Origin of the sequence: Streptomyces sp. NPDC102283, assembly GCF_044766265.1 — a bacterium.
In the GTDB taxonomy this organism is placed as follows: domain Bacteria; phylum Actinomycetota; class Actinomycetes; order Streptomycetales; family Streptomycetaceae; genus Streptomyces.
This window is the reverse complement of the sequence record NZ_JBIWLQ010000025.1, coordinates 93,758-116,227: the sequence shown is the minus strand read 5'-3', so window position 1 is coordinate 116,227 and position 22,470 is coordinate 93,758. Positions and strand designations below refer to the sequence as shown.

Annotated in this window: 23 protein-coding genes; 15 read left to right on the top strand and 8 right to left on the bottom strand. The window is 72.2% G+C overall.

Features of this window, described 5'->3' with window-relative positions; all coding sequences use genetic code 11:
* The first annotated feature begins 106 nt into the window (after window positions 1-106).
* The 8 genes from ACIRJT_RS34850 to ACIRJT_RS34815 all read left to right on the top strand — a co-directional run bounded on the left by ACIRJT_RS34850 (window position 107) and on the right by ACIRJT_RS34815 (window position 5,785).
* A complete protein-coding gene (locus ACIRJT_RS34850; protein ID WP_403917482.1) occupies window positions 107-907 on the top strand; it encodes a RodZ domain-containing protein in 801 nt (266 codons plus the stop codon).
* A 174-nt stretch (window positions 908-1,081) separates the two neighbouring features.
* Window positions 1,082-2,563, top strand: a complete 1,482-nt coding sequence (rimO, locus tag ACIRJT_RS34845; protein ID WP_403917479.1) for a 30S ribosomal protein S12 methylthiotransferase RimO — start codon at window positions 1,082-1,084, stop codon at window positions 2,561-2,563.
* Complete coding sequence (pgsA, locus tag ACIRJT_RS34840) at window positions 2,560-3,369, top strand: CDP-diacylglycerol--glycerol-3-phosphate 3-phosphatidyltransferase (protein WP_403917476.1); 810 nt, start codon at window positions 2,560-2,562, stop codon at window positions 3,367-3,369. Before rimO ends, pgsA begins: the two co-directional genes overlap by 4 nt.
* The gene (locus ACIRJT_RS34835) at window positions 3,366-3,890 is read left to right on the top strand and encodes a CinA family protein (protein ID WP_403917473.1); all 525 of its coding nucleotides are present in this window, start codon (window positions 3,366-3,368) and stop codon (window positions 3,888-3,890) included. The genes pgsA and ACIRJT_RS34835 overlap by 4 nt, the downstream gene beginning before the upstream one ends.
* Window positions 3,891-3,984: 94 nt before the next feature.
* On the top strand, window positions 3,985-4,368 hold the full coding sequence (locus ACIRJT_RS34830) for a helix-turn-helix domain-containing protein (RefSeq protein WP_383263194.1): 384 nt from the start codon (window positions 3,985-3,987) through the stop codon (window positions 4,366-4,368).
* Between the two features lie 236 nt (window positions 4,369-4,604).
* Entirely contained in the window at window positions 4,605-5,075 is a 471-nt protein-coding gene (locus ACIRJT_RS34825) for a Dps family protein (protein ID WP_403246423.1), read from the top strand.
* A 53-nt stretch (window positions 5,076-5,128) separates the two neighbouring features.
* Window positions 5,129-5,320, top strand: a complete 192-nt coding sequence (locus tag ACIRJT_RS34820) for a CsbD family protein (protein ID WP_403917469.1) — start codon at window positions 5,129-5,131, stop codon at window positions 5,318-5,320.
* A 159-nt stretch (window positions 5,321-5,479) separates the two neighbouring features.
* Window positions 5,480-5,785, top strand: coding sequence for a hypothetical protein (locus ACIRJT_RS34815; RefSeq protein ID WP_403917466.1), 306 nt, complete (start codon window positions 5,480-5,482; stop codon window positions 5,783-5,785).
* Here ACIRJT_RS34815 and ACIRJT_RS34810 read toward each other — a convergent pair.
* The 3 genes from ACIRJT_RS34810 to ACIRJT_RS34800 form a co-directional block, all read right to left on the bottom strand.
* On the bottom strand, window positions 5,733-6,497 hold the full coding sequence (locus tag ACIRJT_RS34810; RefSeq protein ID WP_403917464.1) for an SDR family NAD(P)-dependent oxidoreductase: 765 nt from the start codon (window positions 6,495-6,497) through the stop codon (window positions 5,733-5,735). The genes ACIRJT_RS34815 and ACIRJT_RS34810 overlap by 53 nt on opposite strands.
* Window positions 6,498-6,533: 36 nt before the next feature.
* A complete protein-coding gene (locus ACIRJT_RS34805; RefSeq protein WP_403917461.1) occupies window positions 6,534-7,430 on the bottom strand; it encodes an Fpg/Nei family DNA glycosylase in 897 nt (298 codons plus the stop codon).
* A 175-nt stretch (window positions 7,431-7,605) separates the two neighbouring features.
* Window positions 7,606-12,300, bottom strand: coding sequence for a DEAD/DEAH box helicase (locus ACIRJT_RS34800; protein WP_403917459.1), 4,695 nt, complete (start codon window positions 12,298-12,300; stop codon window positions 7,606-7,608).
* A 103-nt stretch (window positions 12,301-12,403) separates the two neighbouring features.
* Between ACIRJT_RS34800 and ACIRJT_RS34795 the strand changes: the two genes are divergently transcribed.
* From ACIRJT_RS34795 to ACIRJT_RS34785, 3 genes are all read left to right on the top strand, one after another.
* Window positions 12,404-13,252 carry an AraC family transcriptional regulator gene (locus ACIRJT_RS34795; RefSeq protein WP_403917457.1) on the top strand — a complete coding sequence of 283 codons (849 nt, stop codon included), beginning with the start codon at window positions 12,404-12,406 and terminating at the stop codon, window positions 13,250-13,252.
* A gap of 161 nt (window positions 13,253-13,413) precedes the next feature.
* A complete protein-coding gene (locus tag ACIRJT_RS34790) occupies window positions 13,414-14,253 on the top strand; it encodes an AzlC family ABC transporter permease (RefSeq protein ID WP_403917456.1) in 840 nt (279 codons plus the stop codon).
* Window positions 14,250-14,555, top strand: a complete 306-nt coding sequence (locus ACIRJT_RS34785) for an AzlD domain-containing protein (protein WP_003965829.1) — start codon at window positions 14,250-14,252, stop codon at window positions 14,553-14,555. Before ACIRJT_RS34790 ends, ACIRJT_RS34785 begins: the two co-directional genes overlap by 4 nt.
* A 62-nt stretch (window positions 14,556-14,617) precedes the next feature.
* Here the strand turns inward: ACIRJT_RS34785 and ACIRJT_RS34780 are convergent, their stop codons facing one another.
* The gene (locus ACIRJT_RS34780) at window positions 14,618-15,532 is read right to left on the bottom strand and encodes a hypothetical protein (protein WP_403917454.1); all 915 of its coding nucleotides are present in this window, start codon (window positions 15,530-15,532) and stop codon (window positions 14,618-14,620) included.
* Between the two features lie 79 nt (window positions 15,533-15,611).
* Between ACIRJT_RS34780 and ACIRJT_RS34775 the strand changes: the two genes are divergently transcribed.
* Entirely contained in the window at window positions 15,612-15,806 is a 195-nt protein-coding gene (locus ACIRJT_RS34775; protein WP_403917451.1) for a DUF3046 domain-containing protein, read from the top strand.
* 331 nt (window positions 15,807-16,137) lie between these two features.
* Window positions 16,138-17,304 (top strand): AI-2E family transporter, encoded by a 1,167-nt coding sequence (locus tag ACIRJT_RS34770; RefSeq protein WP_403917507.1) that lies wholly within the window; start codon window positions 16,138-16,140, stop codon window positions 17,302-17,304.
* Here the strand turns inward: ACIRJT_RS34770 and ACIRJT_RS34765 are convergent.
* On the bottom strand, window positions 17,295-18,179 hold the full coding sequence (locus ACIRJT_RS34765) for an SDR family oxidoreductase (RefSeq protein WP_403917504.1): 885 nt from the start codon (window positions 18,177-18,179) through the stop codon (window positions 17,295-17,297). The two genes, ACIRJT_RS34770 and ACIRJT_RS34765, sit on opposite strands and share 10 nt — an antisense overlap.
* Before the next feature lie 342 nt (window positions 18,180-18,521).
* On the opposite strand from ACIRJT_RS34765, the gene recA reads away from it, so the two are divergent.
* Together recA and recX are read left to right on the top strand one after the other, a co-directional pair.
* A complete protein-coding gene (gene recA / locus ACIRJT_RS34760) occupies window positions 18,522-19,658 on the top strand; it encodes a recombinase RecA (RefSeq protein WP_403917449.1) in 1,137 nt (378 codons plus the stop codon).
* A gap of 3 nt (window positions 19,659-19,661) precedes the next feature.
* Window positions 19,662-20,390, top strand: coding sequence for a recombination regulator RecX (gene recX / locus ACIRJT_RS34755; protein WP_403917446.1), 729 nt, complete (start codon window positions 19,662-19,664; stop codon window positions 20,388-20,390).
* Between the two features lie 132 nt (window positions 20,391-20,522).
* Here recX and ACIRJT_RS34750 read toward each other — a convergent pair whose 3' ends face one another.
* From ACIRJT_RS34750 to ACIRJT_RS34740, 3 genes are all read right to left on the bottom strand, one after another.
* A complete protein-coding gene (locus ACIRJT_RS34750; protein ID WP_403917444.1) occupies window positions 20,523-21,179 on the bottom strand; it encodes a hypothetical protein in 657 nt (218 codons plus the stop codon).
* Between the two features lie 228 nt (window positions 21,180-21,407).
* Entirely contained in the window at window positions 21,408-21,842 is a 435-nt protein-coding gene (locus tag ACIRJT_RS34745) for a rhodanese-like domain-containing protein (protein ID WP_403917441.1), read from the bottom strand.
* Complete coding sequence (locus ACIRJT_RS34740) at window positions 21,839-22,456, bottom strand: cysteine dioxygenase (RefSeq protein WP_403917438.1); 618 nt, start codon at window positions 22,454-22,456, stop codon at window positions 21,839-21,841. Before ACIRJT_RS34740 ends, ACIRJT_RS34745 begins: the two co-directional genes overlap by 4 nt.
* Window positions 22,457-22,470 lie beyond the last annotated feature (14 nt).

The following is a 22,470-nucleotide window of genomic DNA, read 5'->3' as shown; positions in this document are numbered from 1 at the left end:
GGCGAACCCGATGGCGTACAAAGTCGTCCCTCCCGGTTGCCCCTCCCTTTCGTACCCCCCCTAGACTGAACATCCAGCAGGTGGCTCACGCTCGAAAGGCGCCCCCGTGTCCATCGGCAACTCCCCCGAAGACGACCGGCCTTCGATCGGTCGTGCCCTTCAGCAGGCTCGTATCGCCGCGGCTCTGACGGTCGAGGAAGTCAGCAGCTCCACCCGGGTGCGCATCCCCATCGTGCACGCGATCGAGCAGGACGACTTCTCCCGCTGCGGCGGCGACGTCTACGCCCGTGGCCACATCCGCACGCTCGCCCGTGCCGTCGGCATCGATCCGGAACCGCTGGTCGAGGAGTACGACGCCGATCACGGCGGCCGTCCCGCACCGACCCCCGCGGCTCCGCTGTTCGAGGCGGAACGCATCCGCTCGGAACCGCGGCGGCCGAACTGGACCGCGGCCATGGTCGCGGCCATCGTCGCCGTCATCGGATTCGTCGGCTTCACACTCTTCAGCGGCGAGGGCGAGCCCTCGAACACCGCGCAGATCGCGGAGGGCTCCAAGCCCGACAAGACCGCGGCCAAACCCACCGCCACCAAGCCCTCCGACCCCGAGCCCGTGCCCTCCGAGAGCGCCATCGCCGCCGCCCCCCGGGACAAGGTGACCGTCAAGCTCAGCGCCGACCGCGGCAAGAGCTGGATCTCGGCCAAGGACCACAACGGACGGCTGCTCTTCGACGGGCTGCTGCTCCAGGGCGAGTCCAAGACCTTCCAGGACAAGGAGCGCATCGACCTCGTCCTCGGCGACGCCGGGGCGATCGAGCTCTTCGTCAACGGGAAGCAGGTCGAGGACCGCTTCGGTCCGGGCCAGGTCGAACGGCTTTCCTACACCAAGGGCGACCCCGAGGCCGGCTGATCCGCCGTCCTCCGCTTCCGCGCACGTCCCGACGGGCGTCCGGCATCGCGCCGGGCGCCCGTCGGCGTTCCCCGCCCCGGAGGGTGTTACTCCCCGTAGCGGGGAACGGGCGGCGGTGAGGGCAGGCAACCCTGCACGGCAGGGGGGCCGCCGGAACAAAGTAGTCTTGAGTCCATGCCCGAACGCCGTACCGTCGCCCTTGTCACTCTTGGATGCGCCCGTAACGAGGTGGACTCGGAGGAGCTTGCAGGCCGCTTGGCAGCGGACGGCTGGGACCTCGTCGAGGATGCCTCCGACGCGGATGTCGCAGTCGTCAACACCTGTGGGTTCGTCGAAGCCGCCAAGAAGGACTCCGTCGACGCCCTGCTCGAAGCCAACGATCTGAAGGATCACGGCCGCACCCAGGCCGTCGTCGCCGTCGGCTGCATGGCCGAGCGCTACGGCAAGGACCTCGCCGAGGCCCTGCCGGAGGCGGACGGCGTCCTCGGATTCGACGACTACGCCGACATCTCCGACCGGCTCCAGACCATCCTCAACGGCGGCATCCACGCCTCGCACACCCCGCGCGACCGCCGCAAGCTGCTGCCGATCAGCCCCGCCGAGCGGCAGGACGCCGCCGTGGCGCTGCCCGGCCACGCCCAGGAGACTCCCGCCCCCGCGCCCGAGGACCTCCCCGAGGGGGTCGCACCGGTCTCCGGGCCGCGGGCGCCGCTGCGCCGCAGGCTCGGCACCAGCCCCGTCGCCTCGGTGAAGCTCGCCTCCGGCTGCGACCGCCGCTGCTCCTTCTGCGCCATCCCCTCCTTCCGCGGCTCGTTCATCTCGCGGCGCCCCTCGGACGTGCTCCAGGAGACCCGCTGGCTGGCCGAACAGGGCGTCAAGGAGGTCATGCTCGTCTCCGAGAACAACACCTCCTACGGCAAGGACCTCGGCGACATCCGCCTCCTGGAGACCCTGCTGCCCGAGCTGGCCGACGTGGACGGCATCGAGCGGATCCGGGTCAGCTACCTCCAGCCCGCCGAGATGCGCCCGGGCCTCATCGACGTGCTCACCTCGACGCCGAAGGTCGCCCCGTACTTCGACCTCTCCTTCCAGCACTCCGCCCCCGGCGTGCTGCGCGCGATGCGCCGCTTCGGCGACACGGACCGCTTCCTGGAGCTCCTGGACACCATCCGGAGCAAGGCCCCCCAGGCCGGCGCCCGCTCCAACTTCATCGTCGGCTTCCCCGGCGAGACCGAGGCGGACCTCGCCGAGCTGGAACGCTTCCTCACCGGCGCCCGTCTCGACGCGATCGGCGTCTTCGGATACTCGGACGAGGAGGGCACCGAGGCGGTCGGCTACGAGAACAAGCTCGACGCCGACACCATCGCGGAGCGCCTCGCCCACATCTCGCAGCTGGCCGAGGAGCTGACCTCGCAGCGGGCCGAGGAGCGCGTCGGTGAGACCCTCCAGGTGCTGGTGGAGTCCGTGGAGTCGGAGGAGGACGGCGAGGTCGCGATCGGGCGCGCGGCGCACCAGGCTCCCGAAACCGATGGCCACGTGGTCTTCACCACACGCGAGGGACTCGTGCCGGGCCGTATGGTCGAGGCAAAGGCAGTGGGCACCGAGGGCGTCGACCTGGTGGCCGAACACCACGAGCTTGCGGAGGTAGCCAGATGACCGGAGTCCCGGCATCCGCGGCAGGCGGCTCCGGCGCGAAGCCGGTCCGCGGCGGCAAGCTGGGCACTGCGGCCGTCAACCAGGCCAGCCTGTGGAACATCGCCAACATCCTGACCATGGTGCGGTTGCTGCTCGTGCCCGGGTTCGTCCTGCTGCTGTTCCACGACGGCGGATACGACCCGGTCTGGCGCGCGTTCGCCTGGGCGGCCTTCGCCGTCGCGATGATCACCGACCTGTTCGACGGCCATCTGGCGCGGGCGTACAACCTGGTCACCGACTTCGGGAAGATCGCCGACCCGATCGCCGACAAGGCGATCATGGGCGCGGCGCTGGTCTCGCTGTCCATCCTGGGCGATCTGCCGTGGTGGATCACCGGAGTCATCCTCGCCCGTGAGCTGGGCATCACGCTGATGCGGTTCTGGGTCATCCGGCACGCGGTGATCCCGGCCAGCAGAGGCGGCAAGCTGAAGACGCTCGCGCAGGGGACAGCGGCCGGGATGTATGTCCTGGTGCTCACCGGGCCCCTGGCGACCTTGCGTTTCTGGGTGATGATGGTCGCCGTCGTGCTGACGGTCGTCACCGGACTCGATTACGTACGCCAGGCCCTCGTGCTGCGCCGCCGGGGCCTCGCCGCCGAGCGCGTCAGCGCGGCCGAGCGGGCCGCCGCGGCCACGGAGGCGCTCCAGGCCACCGTCGGCACCCCGGCCGACGCCGGCGCGGCAGCAGGACCGGCCGGACCCGTGGCAGGCGCGGTGGACCACCGCGCCGCCGCCGAGGCGCGCGACGCCGCGGAGGCCGAGCGGTGACAGCCGCTGCCCGGGTGCTCCGGCTTCTCGGAGCGCGGGGCGAGACGCTCGCCGTCGCCGAATCCCTGACGGGCGGCCTGGTAGCCGCAGACCTGACCTCCATACCCGGCGCCTCCCGATCCTTCCTCGGATCGGTGACGGCATACGCCACCCCTCTGAAGCGGGACGTCCTGGGCGTCGACGGGGGCCTGCTGGCGGAACGCGGAGCCGTGGACCCCGAGGTCGCGCGGCAGATGGCGGCCGGCGTGCGCCGGGTGCTCGGCGCGGACTGGGGCGTCTCCACCACGGGCGTCGCGGGGCCCGAACCACAGGACGGACAGCAGGTCGGCACGGTCTACGTCGCCGTGGCCGGCCCCTCCGGCATCGAGAAAGTGACGGCTCTGCGGTTGAATGGTGAGCGGGCGGAGATCCGTACGGAGAGTGTCCGAAGGGCCCTCGAACTGCTCGCAGGCGAACTCGGTGAAAATGCGCGGGCACAGGATACGGAACAGAACGGGGGGAATGGATGTTTGCAGCCCTGAGTGAACACGACATCGCTCCCCGCACGGCCGCAGCACAAGGCGGTACGGTAGGGCGTGAAGGATGCGGCTACGCGGTCCGAGGAGGGAGCCACCGATGATTCTGCTCCGTCGCCTGCTGGGTGACGTGCTGCGTCGGCAGCGCCAGCGCCAAGGCCGTACTCTGCGCGAAGTCTCCTCGTCCGCCCGGGTCTCGCTCGGTTATCTCTCCGAGGTGGAGCGGGGGCAGAAGGAGGCATCCTCCGAGCTGCTCTCCGCGATTTGCGACGCGCTTGAGGTACGGATGTCCGAGCTCATGCGTGAAGTGAGCGACGAGCTCTCGCTCGCTGAGCTGGCCGAGTCGGCAGCTGCCAGTGATCCGGTCCCAGTACCGGTTCGTCCCATGCTCAACTCCGTCTCCGTCTCGTCGGTCGCAGGTGTGCCGTCGGGCCGGGTGACCATCAAGGCGCCCGCGGAAGCGGTGGACGTCGTCGCCGCCTGATCCACGCGGCGCAGTTGCTCGACCGGAGTCCCGGTCGGCCCCTACGGGGGTCGGCCGGGACTTCCGCGTGTGACGGGCCGACCCCCGTCTGTGCCGTCCGTGTGAGGCATGTGTGAGCCGTCGGTCGGTGGGCAGACGGAGGACAAGGCCCACATGACCGTTTTGATTAATATGTGCCATCGTGGGTGATGCACTGAGACGGTCAGTGAAGAGGCCGACGGATGGGAGCAGCGGATATGTCTGTGGTCAAGAGCACGTTGTCCGAGAGCGACCTCAAGGTCGTGGGAACGGCGCTGCAAGGCGCTCTGGTCGACCTCGTCGACCTCTCCCTGGTGGCCAAGCAGGTCCATTGGAACGTGGTCGGTCCACGCTTCCGCTCCGTGCACCTTCAGCTCGACGACGTCGTCGTCACGGCCCGGCAGCACTCCGACACGGTCGCCGAGCGCGCCTCCGCCGTCGGAGTCAATCCGGACGGGCGGTCCGGCACGGTCGCCAAGGAGACCGCCATCGCGTCCGTGCCCGAGGGCTGGATCAAGGACACCGACGCCGTGCGGATCCTGGTGGACGCGCTGGGCGTGGTCATCGGCCGGATGCGGGAGCGCATCGGGGCGACCGACGAGCCGGATCCGATCACCCAGGACCTGCTGATCGCCCTGACGGCGGAGCTCGAGAAGCACGCCTGGATGTTCCAGGCCGAGAGTGCCTGAACCGGCGCCCGGCCGACGACCCGCAATACATCCCGAACAGAAGGAGCGACATCATGAGTGACGGAGCCATGGACAAGATGAAGGGCAAGGGCAAGGAGGCGGTCGGCAAGCTGACCGGCGACCGCCGCAAGGAGGCCGAGGGCAAGGCCGATCAGGCCAAGGGCGGAGCCAAGGACGCGGCCGGCGGAGTCGGCGACCGCGCCAAGGGCGTGAAGGACTCCCTCCGCCGGGACGACGACAAGTAGTCCTGAGGCTTCAGCCTCTGCCCCAGGTCCTTCAAGTGCCCCCGCCGTTTCGGCGGGGGCACTCCTGTGCGGGTGACCCCCTCGGCCGGGCGTTCTGGATGCACCACGGCCGCTGCCAGGGGAAACTGCCGGAAAGGACGTCGGCCGCGGGAGGCAGCGATGATACGGCGATGGGTGCCGGCGCTGGTTCTCGGCGGGCTGTGGTGGTGGGCGGTGCTCCGGCTGGTGCTGCGCCCGGACCAGGCGGGGCTGGTGGAAGGGGCGGTGGCGGCGGGGGGCTGGGGGCTGAGCCTGTTGCCGGTCCATGTCGCGTCGGTCGTGCCGGTGAGCACGTCGGGGCGTTCAGGGAGGTCGAGGCGTTCGGGGCTGCTCGGGCCGTCGGGCTCGTTGCTTTCGTCGACGCGGCGGCGGTCTACCAGGGCATGGCGACGCCGCCGTTCGGCCGGAGGATCTGACCGGTCATGAAGGCCGAGGCGTCCGAGGCCAGGTGCAGCACGGTATGTGCGACGTCCTCCGGTTCGCCGACCCGGCCCAGCGGGGAGATTCGGGCCATCGTCGCCTCCGCCCGGTGCTGGCCCGAGGCATCGTGCCGGTCGGTCATGGGCGTACGGATCCAGCCGGGCGCGACGGCGTTCACCCGTATGGCGTGAGGCCCCAGCTCCGTGGCGAGCGTCTTGGTGAGCTGTACCACGGCGGCCTTCGCGACGCTGTAGCAGAGCAGGCCCGCGCTCGCGGAGTCCACGGCGCCGGATGCCAACGTGATCAGCGAGCCGGGGGCGGAGCGGGCCGTCATGGAGCGGGCCACTTCCTGGCAGGCGTACAGCACTCCCTTGAAATTGACGGCCAGCACCCGGTCCAGGTCCTCGTCCGCCGTCTCCAGCACGCTGCTGGTGTGCATGATCCCGGCCGAGGCGACCAGGACGTCGAGATGCCCGGCCGCGCCGACGGCCGCACGGACCTGATCGCGGTCGGTGACGTCGAGGGAATGGGTCCGGGCGCTGCCGCCCGCGTCGGTGATCAGGTCGTACGTCCGGCGCAGCCCCGTCTCGTCGCGGTCCGCGCAGTGCACCGCGGCTCCGGCCTCCGCGAGCAGCAGGGCGCTCGCCCGCCCGATGCCGCTCGCCGCGCCGGTGACGAACGCGGCGCGGCCCGTGAGGTCGTACGCGCAGAGTGGCATGACGGGACCGTACGGCCGGGTCTGACGGAGCGTCAACTAGGAGGTCGGTCCTGATTGGCAGCCGGGGCACCAGTAGGTAGGGCGGTCGTCCTGGTCGGTGAGACGGATCGGGGTTCCGCAGCGCAGACAGGGGCGCCGGGCCCGCCCGTAGACGTACAGCCGCTCCTGTACGCGAACGGGTGGCCGGGCCGGGCGGGCCGCGGCCGGGGCCCGCGGGCGCTCGGCTCCGACTCCGGCCCCGGATTCCGCCACCGGTCCGGGCGACGGCGAGGTGCGGAGTTCGGAGGTGATCGTCGTGGTGCGGGTGGGGCGGTCGCGGTTGGCGTGCAGCAGACGCTCGGCCAATGTGACGAGCCGGGGGAGCGTGCCGTCGGGGAGGGCGCCCACGGGGAGCCACGGGGTGACGCGGGCCAGGAAGCACAGCTCGCACTTGTAGACGTTGCCGATGCCCGCCAGATTGCGCTGGTCCAGGAGTGCCTCGCCGAGGGGACGCTCCGGTGCGGCGAGCAGTCGGTCCAGGGCCAGGCCGGGGTCCCAGTCGGGGCCCAGCAGATCAGGGCCCAGATGGCCCACGGCCCGGTCCTCCTCGCTGGTGCGCAGCAGCTCCAGCACCGGGAGGCGGTAGCCGACCGCGGTGTGCTCCGCGTTGGCGAGGACCGCGCGGATCTGGTGCCCCGGGCCGCCCCGCCAGCGTTCGTCCGGGGCGTACACCCGCCAGGCGCCGTCCATCCGGAGGTGGCTGTGCAGGGTCAGGCCGCCCTCGACGCGGGTCAGCAGGTGCTTGCCGCGCGCGGTGACGTCCAGGACGGTCCGGCCGGAGAGGTCGGCGGTGGCGAAACGGGGGACGCGCAGGTCCGAGCGGGTCAGCACCCGTCCGGCCAGTGCCTTGTGCAGCCGGGCGGCGGTCTGGAGGACGGTGTCTCCTTCGGGCATGCCTCCATGATGGGTGGGCCGGGGCGTTCGTGCACCGGTCCGGGCCCGCCGCCGGGGCGGGTGGCGCGCCCAGCGGGTGGCGTTCGTCGGGATGGCGGGTGGTGCTCGCCGGGATGCCGGGGTCGGGTCGGGCCCGGGCGGGCCTGGTGGCCCCTCGGATCGGAGGCCCCTCGGATCAGGCGCGCAGGCGCAGGCCCCTCGGGGTGGCGAGGAACCCGGCGGACTCCAGCGTCCGGCCCAGGGGCGAGGTGAGGGAGGAGACGCCGTTCGTCCGCTCCACCGTCACCGTGCCCAGGGCGCCGGCGCGCGCCGAGGCGGCCAGGGCTTCGGCTGCCGCCCGCAGGGCCGGGGACTCGGGGTCGGAGGGCCAGGCCAGGAGGGTCTTCCCGCCCCGTTCCATGTAGAGCGTCAGCTCGCCGTCGACGAGGACCACCAGCGCCCCCGCCTTGCGGCCCGGCTTGTGTCCGGCGCCGTCCGGGGACTCGGGCCACGGCAGGGCGGCGCCGTACGCGTTGGCCGGGTCGGCCGCGGCCAGCACCAGAGCCTGGGGCGCGGAGTCCGGATCCCGCCGGTCGCGGGCGGTGGAGGCCGCCCGCAGGCGGTCCACCGCACCGTCCATCGCGAACTGGGCGGCCCCGAGCCCCTCGACCACATAGCCGCGCCGCGCCTGCCCGTTGTCCTCGAAGGCGGCCAGGACGCGGTACGTAGCGGAGAAGCCGCCCTCCACCCCTTCGGCCTGCACCGCGCCGCGGGTCACCACGCCGTGCCGGTCGAGGAGGGTACGGGCCAGGGCGTGGGCGCGGTGGGTCGGTTGCGGTTCGACCGGGGGCAGCAGGGACCAGCGGCCCGATACGGTCGGCGGGCCGGTCCGGGACGCCGGACGGGCGGCGGCGGTGAGCGAGCCGTAGCGCCCGCGCGGGACGCTTCGCCGGGAGCGGTGAGCCGTGGAGCCCGCCGTCCGCCCCGAGCCCAGGAGCGAACGCAGCGGGGCCAGGGTGTCGTTGGTGAGCCGCCCGGACCAGGCCAGGTCCCACAGGGCGTCGGCCAGCTGCTGGTCCGTGCAGTCCGGGTGGGTGGTGGCCCGGACCTGGTCGGCGATCTGGCGGAAGAAGAGGCCGTACCCGCCGGAGAGTGTGGTGAGCACGGACTCGTGGAGCGCCGACAGCTCCAGCGGGTGCGGAGGAGGCAGGAGGAGCGGCGCGCTGTCGGCGAGGTAGAGGGAGACCCAGCCGTCCTTGCCGGGCAGGGCGCCCGCGCCCGCCCAGACGACCTCGCCCGTGGTCGTCAGCTCGTCGAGCATCGCCGGGGCGTAGCCCATGACCCGGCTCGGCAGAATCAGCTTCTCCAGCGCCGACGCGGGAACGGGCGCGCCCTGGAGCTGCTCGACGGCGCGGGCCAGCCCGTCGATGCCCCGCAGGCCGTTGGAGCCGAAGTGCTGCCACTGGGGGAGGAAGGAGGCGAGGGCCGCGGGCGGCACCGGCTCCAGCTCCTGGCGGAGCGCCGCCAGCGAACGCCTGCGGAGTCGGCGCAGCACCGTGGCGTCGCACCATTCCTGGCCGATGCCCGCCGGGTGGAATTCGCCCTGGACGGTCCTGCCGGAGGCCGACAGCCGTTGCAGAGCCCCGTCGGTGACGGCGGTGCCGAGCCCGAAGCGCTCGGCGGCCCTGGTGGCGGTGAACGGGCCGTGCGTCCGCGCGAAGCGGGCGAGGAGGTCGCCGAGCGGGTCCTTCACCGGCTCGGTGAACGCCTCGGGAACGCCGACCGGGAGCGCGGTGCCCAGGGCGTCACGCAGCCGGCCGGCGTCCTCGATCGCCGCCCAGTGATCGGCCCCGGCGATCCGGACCTGGATCGCCCGGCGGGCCGACGCCAGCTCCGGCGCCCAAGCGGGCTCGGCGCCGCGCTCGGCCAGCTCGGCGTCGGTGAGGGGGCCGAGGACCCGCAGGAGGTCGGCGACCCCCTCGACGTCCTTGATCCGCCGGTCCTCGGTGAGCCACTGCAGCTCCCGCTCCAGCTCGGTGAGGACCTCGGGGTCGAGCAGTTCGCGCAGCTCCGCCTGGCCCAGCAGCTCGGCGAGGAGACGGGAGTCCAGGGAGAGAGCGGCGGCGCGCCGTTCGGCGAGCGGTGAGTCGCCCTCGTACAGGAACTGCGCCACGTAACCGAAGAGGAGCGAGCGGGCGAACGGCGAGGGCTCCTGGGTGGTCACCTCGACCAGCCGGACCCGGCGCGCCTCCAGGTCGCCCATCAGTTCCGTGAGCCCGGGGACGTCGAACACGTCCTGGAGGCATTCGCGGACGGCCTCCAGAACGATCGGGAACGAGCCGAACTCCGAGGCGACCTGGAGCAGCTGGGAGGCCCGCTGGCGCTGCTGCCAGAGCGGGGTGCGCTTGCCGGGGGAGCGCCGGGGCAGCAGCAGGGCGCGCGCGGCGCACTCCCGGAACCGGGCGGCGAACAGGGCCGATCCGCCCACCTGGTCGGTGACGATCTGCTGGACCTCGCCCTGGTCGAAGACGACGTCGGCGGCCGCCACCGGGGGCTGGTCGCTGTCGTACGCCACGGCTCCCGGCGCGGGCCCGCCGTCGCCGGTGTCCGGGGCACCCGCGGCCTCCGGGGCGTCGAAATCGAGCAGGTCCAGGCCCATCATGTCCGCGTCGGGCAGCCGCAGCACGATCCCGTCGTCGGCGTGCATGACCTGGGCGTCCATCCCGTAGCGCTCACCGAGGCGGGCGGAGAGCGCGAGCGCCCAAGGGGCGTGCACCTGGGCGCCGAAGGGGGAGTGCACGACGACCCGCCAGTCGCCCAGCTCGTCCCGGAACCGCTCGACCAGGATCGTCCGGTCGTCCGGGACGTGGCCGCAGGCCCGGCGCTGCTCGTCCAGATAGGCGAGGATGTTGTCCGCCGCCCAGGCGTCGAGCCCGGCGGCCAGCAGGCGCAGCCGGGCGTCCTCCTCGGACAGGCCGCCGATCTCGCGGAGGAACGCTCCCAGGGCACGCCCGAGCTCCAGGGGGCGGCCCAGCTGGTCGCCCTTCCAGAACGGCAGCCGGCCCGGAACGCCCGGAGCGGGCGAGACGAGGACCCGGTCCCGGGTGATGTCCTCGATCCGCCAGGACGTGGTGCCCAGGGTGAAGACGTCGCCGACGCGGGACTCGTAGACCATCTCCTCGTCGAGCTCGCCGACCCGGCCGCCGCCCTTCTTCGGGTCGGCCCCGGCGAGGAAGACCCCGAAGAGCCCCCGGTCGGGAATGGTGCCGCCCGAGGTGACGGCGAGCCGCTGCGCGCCGGGGCGGCCCGTGACCGTGCCCCCGACGCGGTCCCACACGACCCGGGGGCGCAGCTCGGCGAAGGCGTCGGAGGGATAGCGTCCGGCGAGCATGTCGAGCACCGAGGTGAACGCCGACTCGGGGAGCGAGGCGAACGGGGCGGCCCGCCGGACCAGGGACAGCAGGTCGTCGGCCTGCCAGCTGTCCAGGGCCACCATGGCGACCAGCTGCTGCGCCAGGACGTCCAGCGGATTGGACGGGACGCGCAGCGCCTCGATGGCCCCTGCGCGCATCCGCTCGGTGACGACGGCGGCCTGCACCAGATCGCCGCGGTACTTCGGGAAGACCACCCCGGTGGAGACCGCGCCCACCTGGTGTCCGGCCCGGCCCACCCGCTGGAGGCCGGAGGCGACGGAGGGCGGGGACTCCACCTGGATCACCAGGTCGACCGCGCCCATGTCGATGCCCAGCTCCAGGCTGGAGGTGGCCACCACGGCGGGCAGCCGGCCCGCTTTGAGGTCCTCCTCGACCTGGGCCCGCTGCTCCTTGGAGACCGAGCCGTGGTGGGCGCGGGCCAGCAGGGCCGGAGCGCCCCTGCCCGCGCCGGACTGGGCCATGATCTCGGCGGGGGCGTGCGCCTCCGGGAGTGCGGGGGCCGGGTCGTCGGGGTCGAACGCGGTGCCGGTCGCCCGCTCGTACGCGATCTCGTTCAGCCGGTTGCACAGGCGCTCCGCCAGCCGCCGTGAGTTGGCGAAGACGATGGTCGAGCGGTGCGACTGCACGAGATCCGCGATGCGCTCCTCGACATGCGGCCAGATCGAGGGCTTGTCCGCCTGGCCGGAGTCGCCGTCCGTGGCGGGCGAGCCGCCCAGCTCGCCCAGATCCTCGACCGGGACGACGACCGAGAGGTCGAACTCCTTGGTGGACCGGGGCTGGACGATCTCCACCTTGCGCTGCGGCGACAGGAAGCGGGCCACCTCGTCGACCGGCCGGACCGTCGCGGACAGGCCGATGCGCCGGGCGGGACGAGGCAGCAGCTCGTCGAGACGCTCCAGCGACAGGGCGAGATGGGCGCCGCGCTTCGTGCCGGCGACCGCGTGCACCTCGTCGAGGATCACCGTCTCGACGCCGGCCAGCGCGTCCCGGGCGGAGGACGTCAGCATCAGGAACAGCGACTCGGGCGTGGTGATCAGGATGTCCGGCGGCCTGGTCACCATGGAGCGCCGCTCGGCGGGCGGGGTGTCTCCGGACCGGATGCCGACCCGCACCTCCGGCTCCGGCAGGCCCAGGCGGACCGACTCCTGACGGATGCCGGTCAGCGGCGAGCGGAGATTGCGCTCGACGTCGACCGCGAGCGCCTTGAGCGGGGACACGTACAGCACGCGGCAGCGCTTCTTCGCGTCGGCGGGCGGCGGCTCGGCCGCCAGCTTGTCCAGTGAGGCGAGGAAAGCGGCCAGTGTCTTGCCCGAACCGGTCGGCGCGACGACCAGGACGTCGCTGCCCTCGCCGATGGCCCGCCAGGCGCCCTCCTGCGCCGCGGTGGGCGCGCTGAAAGCCCCGGCGAACCAACTGCGGGTCGCGGACGAGAACGCGTCGAGCGCGGATCCGGTCATGCCTCCCATCGTGCACCCCGGCACTGACAACGGGTCGGCGACACCGCCCGCGGCAGCCCCGATCAGCCGGTGACGCACGACCGGGACCTGCGAGAATGGCCCCATGACGGGAGCGGGCGGCACGGAGGAGTGGGCACGGCACTGGCAGTACGCCGAGCTGCCCGACCTCGATCTGCTGCGTGCCCGGTACGTCCGCCACACCTTCCCCCGGCACAGTCACGAGGGCTATGTCTTCGGGGCGGTCACCGGCGGGGTGGAGGACGTGGGGCTGCCGGACGGTACGGTCCACGCGGTCCCCGGAACCGTCGTCATGATCAACCCGGAGGTGCCGCACACCGCCCGCTCCGGGGCGCCCGAGGGCTGGGCGTACGCCACGCTCTACCCGTCGGCCCGGGTCGTCAACGACATCGCGGCCGAGGTGACGTCCCTGCGCGGCACGGTCGGCTTCGCCGAGACCCGGGTGACCGACCCTCACGCCTCCCGCCTGATCACCGAGGTGCACCGGGCCGCGGAGGAGGGCAACGCGCTGGCGGCCGACAGCCTGCTGCGGGTCCTGGTCACCCGGCTCCTCGGCCGGCACGGCAGCCCGTTGCCCGGACTGGCCGCGCACGCCGGCAGCGCGCGGAACGCCGTGCACGCCCGTGCCACGCTGGAGGAGCGTATGGCCGCCCCGCCCACGCTGGAGACGCTCGCCGCGGAGCTGGGCATCGGTCCGTTCGCACTGCTGAGAGCCTTCAAGAAGGAGTACGGGATGCCGCCCCACACGTGGCTGACCGACGCCCGGGTGCGCAGGGCCCGCCGCATGCTCGACGCCGGTGTCGCTCCCGCCGAGGCCGCGACCGCTGTCGGCTTCACGGACCAGCCGCACCTCAATCGCCACTTCACCCGGATAGTGGGTGTGCCGCCCGGTGCCTACCAGCGCGAGCGCGGCATGCCGCGGCCCGGCCGGTGAAGGGGCCGGACCGTACCGGCGAGGACGCGGGAACGTACCGGAGATGGTGCGGAACGCGCAGGCGAACACGCGAGAACGTGTCGGCGGGTGTGCAGAACGTACCGGCGAATGTGCAAGAACGTACAAGACCCGGCCCTGACGATCCCCGTAGCGTTCCGGGCGTGGCAGAACAGACAGCACTCCCAGAGAGCACCGGCCCGGCCGGTGCCATGTCCGCCGGGCCGCCCGGGGCCCGACCGGACAAGCCGGACGCGGCCGTCGTCCGCGACGCGCTCGGCGTCGGTATCGCCGTCGGGCTCTCCGGCTTCGCCTTCGGCGTCACCTCCGCCGGCTCCGGCCTCAGCCTGTTGCAGACCTGCGTCCTGAGTCTCCTCGTCTTCACCGGTGCCTCGCAGTTCGCCCTGGTCGGCGCGCTGGCCGCGGGAGGCAACCCCTACACCGCCGCGGCCGGGGCGTTCTTCCTGGGCGTCCGGAACGCGTTCTACGGTCTGCGCCTCTCCCAACTGCTCGCCCTTCCCCGGGCGGTACGGCCCTTCGCCGCCCACTGGGTCATCGACGAGACGACCGCGGTCACCCTGCCGCAGCCCACCCGCCGGGCCGCGCGCATCGGCTTCACGGTCACCGGACTCACCCTGTACGTGCTGTGGAACCTCACCACCCTGGTGGGAGCCCTGGGCGCCGAGGCGCTGGGCGACACCGACACGTGGGGCCTGGACGCGGCGAGTCCCGCCGTGTTCCTCGCGCTGCTCGCGCCGATGCTCAAGACCACCACCGAACGCGTCACGGCGGGGCTGGCCGTCCTGCTGGCCCTGACGCTGCTGCCCGTTCTGCCGGCGGGCGTGCCCGTCCTGCTCTCGGCGCTCGCGGCGCCCGTCGTCCTCTTCCTCATGGGACGGACGAAGCGGGGACAGCACGCCGAGAGCACCGCGGACACCGCGGACGCCGAGAACACCGCGGACGGTACGGCCGCACAGCGGAAGAAGGGTGAGCGGCGCTCATGAACGTCTGGATCGCCATCGGACTGACCGTGGCGGGCTGCTACCTCGCCAAACTCCTGGGCCTGCTGGTGCCCGCGGGCGTGCTGGAGCGACCGCTCGTCCAGAGGATGGCCGCCCTGCTGCCCGTGGCGCTGCTGGCGGCTCTGACCGCGCAGCAGACTTTCGGCGACGGCCAGCAGCTCGTCCTCGACGCCCGTGCCGCCGGTCTCGGCGCGGCGGCACTCGCCCTGGTCCTTCGCGCCCCCTTCCTGGTCGTCGTCGGCGCGGGTGTCCTGGTCACGGCGGGCGTGCGCGCGCTGGCCTGAGCGGGGCGAGCGGCCGGGGAGACCGAGCGAGAAGGCGCCCGCCCACCGCACCGGACACGCGGTCAGCCGAGCGGACGACCGTACGAGCGGAGCGTCCCCAAGGCTCTGAGCGTCACCAGGGGACGCCCTTCCAGCGCGGTTCCCGGCGCCCACTGACGCCAGGTCACGGGCCATCCGCCGTCGTCCTGCTGTTCGGCTGCCAGGTGGTCGAGTGAGCGCTCCAGCTCCTCGTCCGTGAACCAGCGGCGGGCCAGGGACCCGGGTGTACGGGCGTAGTCGTGCGGGAAGTGGTGCTCGCCCGGCGCGTAGCCCGTCGCCACCGGGTACTCCGCCCGTCTGGAGGGATCGAGCACCGCCAGGCGCTGTTCGCGCACCAGTCGGCCGAGCCGGTCGGCCGCCGCCTCGGCGCGGGCCCGGTCGGGGGCGCCGTCCAGGAAGGCGACCGCGGCCTCGACCTCGTAGGGATGGGACTGCTCCAGGGCCTCGACGGCACTCCAGCAGAAGTCCGTCGCCCGGAACAGCCATGCGTGCCAGACCTGGTTGCCGTGCAGCAGCCCGACGACCGGGCCGGTCGCGAGCAGCTCCGCCGGCGGGTTGTCCACGATCGGGATGAACGGTGCCGCGGGATAGCCGCGCTGCGTGGGAAGCAGAGCGGGCAAAGCGCCTTCCTTGGTCGATACATCGGTCAGATAGCGACAGATCCGTTCCGCGCGCTGTCCGTCGCAGCGGTCGATCGAATCCAGGACGCTCAGCGCGTGGGCGGTGTGCAACGGCTGGCTGACCGGACCCCGGAGATCGGGTTCCAGCGCGTGACCGTAGCCGCCGTCCTCGTTGAGATAGGCGGAGAGGGCCGTCTCGACGGCACCGGGATCTCCGTCCAGGAATCCATGGGCGAACCTCCGCTGTTCGAGGACCCGGGCCGTGAGCCAGATGAACTGCTCGGCGCGGGCGAGGGCGTTTGCTCCGGTTCCAGCCATGGACCGACCGTAGAGCGGAAAGGGGCCCCGCAGGTGCCCGGCGGACCGGCTGCACTCTCAGGAGCGGGATACTGGTGGCATGCGGTTGACGATTTTCTGGGAGCGGATGGCCGACCACTTCGGTGCGGCGTACGCGGACTCCTTCGCCCGTGACCATGTGATGGCCGAACTCGGCGGCCGCACGGTGCGCCAGGCCCTGGACGCGGGCTGGGACGCCAAGGACGTCTGGCGCGGGGTCTGCACGGCCATGGACGTCCCGGCGGACAGGCGCTGAAGCCTGTGGATGCCCGAGGGGCGGGCGTTGAAGGCCGGGCCCGTTCCGGCGGACGGGTGTTGAACCCGGCGCGCGCGGCCGGTGGGCGTCCCAGCCGGCGTTCAGGGCCTTGCACAAGGGCAGAACGCGACGGAACGCCGTTCACGGGCGGAACCGAACCGGAGCGGAACCGGAACGGTCGCCTCGGGGCGGGGGACCGGTGGCCGGCGGCATAGGCCAGACTTGTCCCGTGTCATCGACAGACGAGACCGCCCCGTCCCAGCCGTCCGCATCCCCGCCCGCCCCGCCGGCCGCACCACCCGCGCCGCCCTCCGGCGTCGGCGGGGTCCGCATGCCCGGCTGGCTGCCGCGTGCGATGGTGCTGGCCCTGGCTCTCTACGCCTGCTTCCAGCTCGGCAGCTGGGCGTTCGACCAGCTCATCGGGCTGCTGACGAACGTGCTGATCGCGTTCTTCCTCGCGCTCGCCATCGAGCCCGCGGTCGGCCGGATGGCCGGTCGCGGCATGCGCCGCGGGCTGGCCACGTTCCTCGTCTTCCTCGGCCTGATGATCTTCGGCGTCGGATTCGTGGTGCTGCTGGGGTCGATGCTCGCGGGCCAGATCGTCGACATGGTCGACGAGTTCCCCAAGTACATCGACTCGGTGATCAACTGGGTCAACCAGACCTTCCGCACCGAACTCTCCCGGGTCGAGGTCCAGGACAGCCTGCTGCACTCCGACTGGCTGCAGAAGTACGTCCAGAACAGTGCCACCGGAGTGCTCGACGTCTCCACCACGGTCCTCGGCGGGCTGTTCCGGCTGTTGACGATCTTCCTGTTCTCCTTCTACTTCGCGGCCGACGGACCCCGGCTCCGCCGCGCCCTGTGCTCCGTCCTGCCCCCGGCCCGGCAGACCGAAGTGCTGCGCGCCTGGGAGATCGCGGTCGACAAGACCGGCGGATACATCTACTCGCGCGGCCTGATGGCGTTGATCTCCGGCGTCGCGCACTACGTCCTGCTGGTGATCCTCGGGGTGCCCTACGCCCCGGCACTCGCCGTCTGGGTCGGGCTCGTCTCCCAGTTCATCCCCACCATCGGCACGTATCTCGCGGGTGCCCTGCCCATGTTGATCGCCTTCACGATCGACCCCTGGTACGCCCTGTACGTGCTCGGGTTCGTCGTGATCTACCAACAGTTCGAGAACTACGTGCTCCAGCCCAAGCTGACCGCGAAGACCGTCGACATCCACCCCGCGGTCGCCTTCGGGTCGGTCATCGCCGGCACGGCCCTCCTCGGCGCGGTCGGCGCGCTGGTCGCCATTCCCGCCGTCGCGACGCTCCAGGCGTTCCTCGGCGCCTATGTGAAGCGGTACGACGTCACCGACGACCCACGCGTGCACGGAGGAAGCAGCCGCGCGCCCGGGAGGCGGTTGCCGTCCCGGATGCGCCGTCTGGTGAACGACCCCCGGGCCGCCGGACGCGGGGGCGCGGAGGGCGGGCCGGACGGGCCGCCTCAGCGGTAGCCCGTCACATCGGCCGGCAGGCCCGGGTCCTGGACCTCGGCCAGATACCGCCAGGCGTCGGGCCGGCTCCCGTCCACATCGGTGAAGCCGTACACCTGGGCGAGCTGCCCGCTGGAGAGCGACCTGCCGTTCCAGCGGGCCACCTCGGGATCGCCGGCGAGGGCGGACACAGCGCGGCCGACGTACGCCGGGGACTCGGAGATCGCGAAGTGGGGCGTGTGCGCGACGGCGTCCCGCCAGGTGGTCTCGGTCACCCCATGGGCCTGGAGCATGGCCTCGGACCGGAGCCAGCCCGGGGTGAGCGCGACGGCGGTCGCGCGGTGCGGTGCGAGTTCATGGCCGAGGGCGAAGGCCATCCGGTTCACCGCGGCCTTGGCCAGGTCGTAGAAGAACGAGACGCGGTAGTGGGACGCGTTGTACTCGTCCGTCCCGTCGGTCATCTCGACGACCAGGCCACCCGGTGTCTCGATCAGCAGCGGCAGCGCGAAGTGACTGGTGATGGCGTGGGTGTCGACGGCCAGCCGCAGGGTGTGCAGTCCGGTGCCGAGCGACGACTTCCACACCGGCTTGTCCCACTCGATCTCGGCGCCCCAGATGTCGTTCACCAGGATGTGCAGGGAGCCCTGCTCGCTCGCGATGCGGGCCACGAGCGCCCTGACCCGGTCGGGGACCAGATGGTCGACCTGTACGGCGATGCCCCGTCCGCCCGCCGCGTCGACCAGGGCCGCGGTCTCCTCGATCGTTTCGGGCCGGTCCATCTCGGAGCGCTCGGACCCGCTCGTACGGCCGGTCACGTACACGGTCGCCCCGGCGGCGCCGAGCTGCACGGCGATACCCCGCCCGGCCCCGCGGGTGCCTCCGGCGACGAGTGCCACCCGGCCGGCCAGATCGGATCCGGGGGCCTGTCCTCCGTCGGGTGCTCCGGGCTCCGTCATCGCTCCCATACCGATCGAATATAGGGCGATACGCTCAGGTGTGCAGGCTCGGTCGTGTACCGGCGAGAGGTCGCCGGTGTTCGGTCACGGGGTGGCCGCAGGGCCGCGTGGTGCGCTTGACACGAAAATCGAACATCCATTCTGATGGGATTCCGGCCGGGTTTTCCCGGGCCCGGCCGTGGAGTTGTCCACAGGCCGGGAGGACGTCGAGGCCCATTGTCAGTGGCAGGGGTTAGCGTCTGAGACGTGAAGCGATCGACTCAAGCAAATCGGGTGGAACCCATGGCAGGTAACGACCGCGAGAAGGCGCTGGACGCCGCACTCGCACAGATTGAACGGCAGTTCGGCAAGGGCGCGGTGATGCGCCTGGGCGAGCGGCCGAACGAGCCCATCGAGGTCATCCCCACGGGATCGACCGCGCTGGACGTCGCCCTCGGCGTCGGCGGTCTGCCGCGCGGCCGTGTGGTGGAGGTGTACGGGCCGGAGTCCTCCGGCAAGACGACGCTGACGCTGCACGCGGTGGCGAACGCGCAGAAGCTCGGCGGCTCGGTGGCGTTCATCGACGCCGAGCACGCGCTCGACCCGGAGTACGCGAAGAAGCTCGGCGTCGACATCGACAACCTCATCCTGTCCCAGCCGGACAACGGTGAGCAGGCGCTGGAGATCGTCGACATGCTGGTGCGCTCCGGCGCCCTGGACCTGATCGTCATCGACTCCGTGGCGGCCCTGGTGCCCCGTGCGGAGATCGAGGGCGAGATGGGCGACTCGCACGTGGGCCTCCAGGCGCGTCTGATGAGCCAGGCACTCCGCAAGATCACCAGTGCGCTCAACCAGTCCAAGACCACCGCGATCTTCATCAACCAGCTCCGCGAGAAGATCGGCGTGATGTTCGGTTCCCCGGAGACCACCACCGGTGGCCGGGCGCTGAAGTTCTACGCCTCGGTGCGCCTGGACATCCGCCGGATCGAGACACTCAAGGACGGCACCGACGCCGTCGGCAACCGCACGCGCGTCAAGGTCGTCAAGAACAAGGTCGCCCCGCCGTTCAAGCAGGCGGAGTTCGACATCCTCTACGGCCAGGGCATCAGCCGCGAGGGCGGTCTGATCGACATGGGTGTGGACCACGGCTTCGTCCGCAAGGCCGGCGCCTGGTACACGTACGAGGGCGATCAGCTCGGCCAGGGCAAGGAGAACGCCCGCAACTTCCTCAAGGACAACCCCGACCTCGCCAACGAGATCGAGAGGAAGATCCTGGAGAAGCTGGGTATCGGTGTCCGCCCGGACGCCGATGCGGGCGAGCCTGCCGCGGACACCGCTGCGACGGCGGCTGGAGCACCGGCGGCCGACGCGGCGGCGAAGCCGACGACCACCGCGGCTTCCAAGGCCAAGCCGGCCAAGACCGCGGCGGCCAAGAGCTAGGCCGTGACACGTCGTACGGAGTGGCCGGGCAGCCCTGCCGAGCCCGGCGGCGACCCCGAATCCGACTACGGGCCCGCCGAGCCGGAGGCGGCCGCCGGGGCGCGGCCCGGGCGCCGCTCGCGCGGTGGAGCGGGTGCCGGGAGCGGATTCGGCGAAGGCGCGGGCCGCCGTGCCCGCTCCGGCACCAGGAGCAGCGGCTCCCCTTCCTCGTCGAGGGCCGAGAAGGGGGAGCCGCGTGACCCGGTCGAGCAGGCGCGCAACATCTGCCTGCGGCTGCTCACCGGGACGCCACGAACGCGCAAACAGCTCGCGGACGCCCTGCGCAAGCGGGAGATCCCGGACGAGGCGGCCGAGGAAGTGCTCGCGCGCTTCGAGGACGTCGGGCTGATCGACGACTCGGCGTTCGCCGGGGCGTGGGTGGAGTCCCGGCACCACGGCCGAGGGCTCGCGCGCCGTGCCCTCGTCCGTGAGCTGCGGACGAAGGGCGTGGACTCCGCCGTGATCGACGAGGCGGTCGGCCGGCTCGACCCGGATCAGGAGGAGGAGACGGCACGCGAGCTCGTGGCCCGCAAGCTCCGCTCCACGCGGGGCCTGGACCGGGACAAGAGGCTGCGCCGCCTGGCGGGGATGCTCGCGCGCAAGGGATACGGGGAGGGCATGGCCCTGCGGGTGGTTCGGCAGGCGCTGGAGGAGGAGGGCGAGGAAACGGAAGGCCTGGACGAGCCTTTCTGAGGTCGAGGTCCGGAGATATCGCAAGCCAGAAGCCAGAAGCCAGAAGCCAGAAGCCAGAAGCCAGAAGCCAGAAGCCAGAAGCCAACGTCAACGTTCGGCGGCTCGTGTCCGTGGCTGGTCAGTAGTCCGTGGTCACTGTCCGGCCAGGGACGCGCGACGGATGGTGGCGTCGACGAGGGCCAAGGCGTCCGCGGCCGTGCGGCCGCCATGGCGGTTCCAAGGGCCGATCAGTCCGGGCCAGCCTTGGGCGCGCAGCTCCGTGATCAGCCAGGCGCCGGCCCGGTCCACGGTGTCGAGGGAGCCGTAGCCGAGGCGGTGGGCAGAGATCAGGGCGCCGCAGACGCAGCGTGCGCCACGGGCGTTCCGCAGCCGGTACGGGGTGTTCTGCCAGCCCCACTCGGCCAGGATCTGCCGTGCGTAGCCGAGATGGGTCGAGGGGCGCAGGTCGCCCTGCCCGACCCGGCGCCAGAGGTGGACGCGGTCGGGCAGCACCGCGCCCAGCCGTCCGGGCAGCGGGCGCTCGTGCGGGGGCGCCGCGGGCAGGGTTCGCAGGGCGTCGTCGACGAGCCGGTCCACGGGTACGGACAGCAGGCTCCGCCAGTCGGAGTGCCCCGCGGCCGGGGGATCCGCAGGTTCCGCAGGCCGTGCGGACGTCGACTCCGCCGGGCCGATCGCGGGCTCGGGGACGGTGTGCTCCCAGCCTGTGACGATCTGCTGCCACGCCTGGCTGTCGTGCAGTCGGGAGGCCTGGCCGTCGAGCTGTTCGGGGGTGAGGACAGCGGTCGCCATGAGTGCGTCATCTCCGTACATTTCGGTCCTCTGTGTGAGGCGAATGTCCGTCACGCACGGCGATTGCTCTAGTGGAACGTGGCGTTCGGGTGTGCGGCACCCGAGCGCACCCTGATATCCGAACGCACCTGACGCCCGGCACCAGAGCTCAGGTGCCAGGCGTCAGATCGCGGCAGATCCCAGATCCCAGATCCCCGGTGTCGGATCCCCGGTGTCGGGTGTCAGGTGTCAGGTGGGGATGACCGGAAGTCCGGCGGCCCGCCACGCCTGGAAGCCGCCGATCAGGTCGGTGGCCCGGTGCAGTCCCAGCTGCCGCAGCGAGGCGACCGCGAGGCTCGAGGCGTATCCCTCGTTGCAGACGACGACGATCCGGAGGTCGTGGCCGACCGCTTCGGCGGCGCGGTGGCTGCCCCGGGGGTCGAGTCGCCATTCCAGTTCGTTGCGTTCGACGACCAGCGCGCCCGGGATCAGCCCGTCCCGGTCGCGGAGAGCCGCGTACCGGATGTCCACCAGCAGGGCCCCGGCCTCCGCTGCCGCGGCGGCCTCGGGCGGGCCGACCCGGTCGTAGTCGGCCCTGACGCGCTCCAGCAGTTCGTCGATGCCCACGGGGGGCGGGGCATCCGGCACGGCCTTGTGCCGCCTCGTGTTTCGCTCCTCGCTCACTGCCAGTCCTCCGGGCGCTCGGTCTGCTCCAGGCGCAGCACCGCACCGGTGCGGCTGAACCGGCGGATCCGCGGCAGGGGCGGGTAGTAGGCGTGGACCGAGACCGCGTGGGCGACCTCGGACTCGTTGAGGACCTCATGGACGTGGTTCTGCCCGAAGGCCCTGCCCTGGCCGGTCGCCAAATCCCTGGACCGGTCCACCCCGTCCGTCAGCTCCAGCGTCCTCCAGCCGTCGGTGGGCAGTCGCACGGCCAATGAGTGTTCCGTGAGGGCGCCGACAGCGGTGGTGAACGCGCCGAACGAGTCGGCGTGATCGTGCCAGCCCGTGCCGGTGCCGGGCGGCCAGCCGATCAGCCACGCCTCGCTGCCGCCCGGTCCGTCGAGCCGGATCCAGGTGCGGCCCTCCGGATCGAGGGGGAGCGAGGCGATGAGCGCCTCGTCCCGAGCGGCGCTGCGAACGAAGTCCATCAGCTCCGCGACCGTCGGTGCGGCGGAGGAGGTCGCGGAGCCCCCGGTCACGGGGGTGGAACGGGCAGGAATGGAGGAGGGGGAAGGAACGGAGGAACGGGAAGGAACAGCGGCTGCCGTGGGCACGGCGGAGCGTGGGGAAGACACGAGGACCGTCCTGA

Coding starts and splice junctions, on each gene's coding strand:
- rimO (WP_403917479.1), top strand. CDS start 1,082: ATGCCCGAACGCCGTACCGTCGCCCTTGTCACTCTTGGATGCGCCCGT.
- pgsA (WP_403917476.1), top strand. CDS start 2,560: ATGACCGGAGTCCCGGCATCCGCGGCAGGCGGCTCCGGCGCGAAGCCG.
- ACIRJT_RS34830 (WP_383263194.1), top strand. CDS start 3,985: ATGATTCTGCTCCGTCGCCTGCTGGGTGACGTGCTGCGTCGGCAGCGC.
- ACIRJT_RS34825 (WP_403246423.1), top strand. CDS start 4,605: ATGTCTGTGGTCAAGAGCACGTTGTCCGAGAGCGACCTCAAGGTCGTG.
- ACIRJT_RS34820 (WP_403917469.1), top strand. CDS start 5,129: ATGAGTGACGGAGCCATGGACAAGATGAAGGGCAAGGGCAAGGAGGCG.
- ACIRJT_RS34815 (WP_403917466.1), top strand. CDS start 5,480: ATGATACGGCGATGGGTGCCGGCGCTGGTTCTCGGCGGGCTGTGGTGG.
- ACIRJT_RS34810 (WP_403917464.1), bottom strand. CDS start 6,497: ATGCCACTCTGCGCGTACGACCTCACGGGCCGCGCCGCGTTCGTCACC.
- ACIRJT_RS34805 (WP_403917461.1), bottom strand. CDS start 7,430: ATGCCCGAAGGAGACACCGTCCTCCAGACCGCCGCCCGGCTGCACAAG.
- ACIRJT_RS34800 (WP_403917459.1), bottom strand. CDS start 12,300: ATGACCGGATCCGCGCTCGACGCGTTCTCGTCCGCGACCCGCAGTTGG.
- ACIRJT_RS34795 (WP_403917457.1), top strand. CDS start 12,404: ATGACGGGAGCGGGCGGCACGGAGGAGTGGGCACGGCACTGGCAGTAC.
- ACIRJT_RS34785 (WP_003965829.1), top strand. CDS start 14,250: ATGAACGTCTGGATCGCCATCGGACTGACCGTGGCGGGCTGCTACCTC.
- ACIRJT_RS34780 (WP_403917454.1), bottom strand. CDS start 15,532: ATGGCTGGAACCGGAGCAAACGCCCTCGCCCGCGCCGAGCAGTTCATC.
- ACIRJT_RS34775 (WP_403917451.1), top strand. CDS start 15,612: ATGCGGTTGACGATTTTCTGGGAGCGGATGGCCGACCACTTCGGTGCG.
- ACIRJT_RS34770 (WP_403917507.1), top strand. CDS start 16,138: ATGCCCGGCTGGCTGCCGCGTGCGATGGTGCTGGCCCTGGCTCTCTAC.
- recA (WP_403917449.1), top strand. CDS start 18,522: ATGGCAGGTAACGACCGCGAGAAGGCGCTGGACGCCGCACTCGCACAG.
- ACIRJT_RS34750 (WP_403917444.1), bottom strand. CDS start 21,179: ATGGCGACCGCTGTCCTCACCCCCGAACAGCTCGACGGCCAGGCCTCC.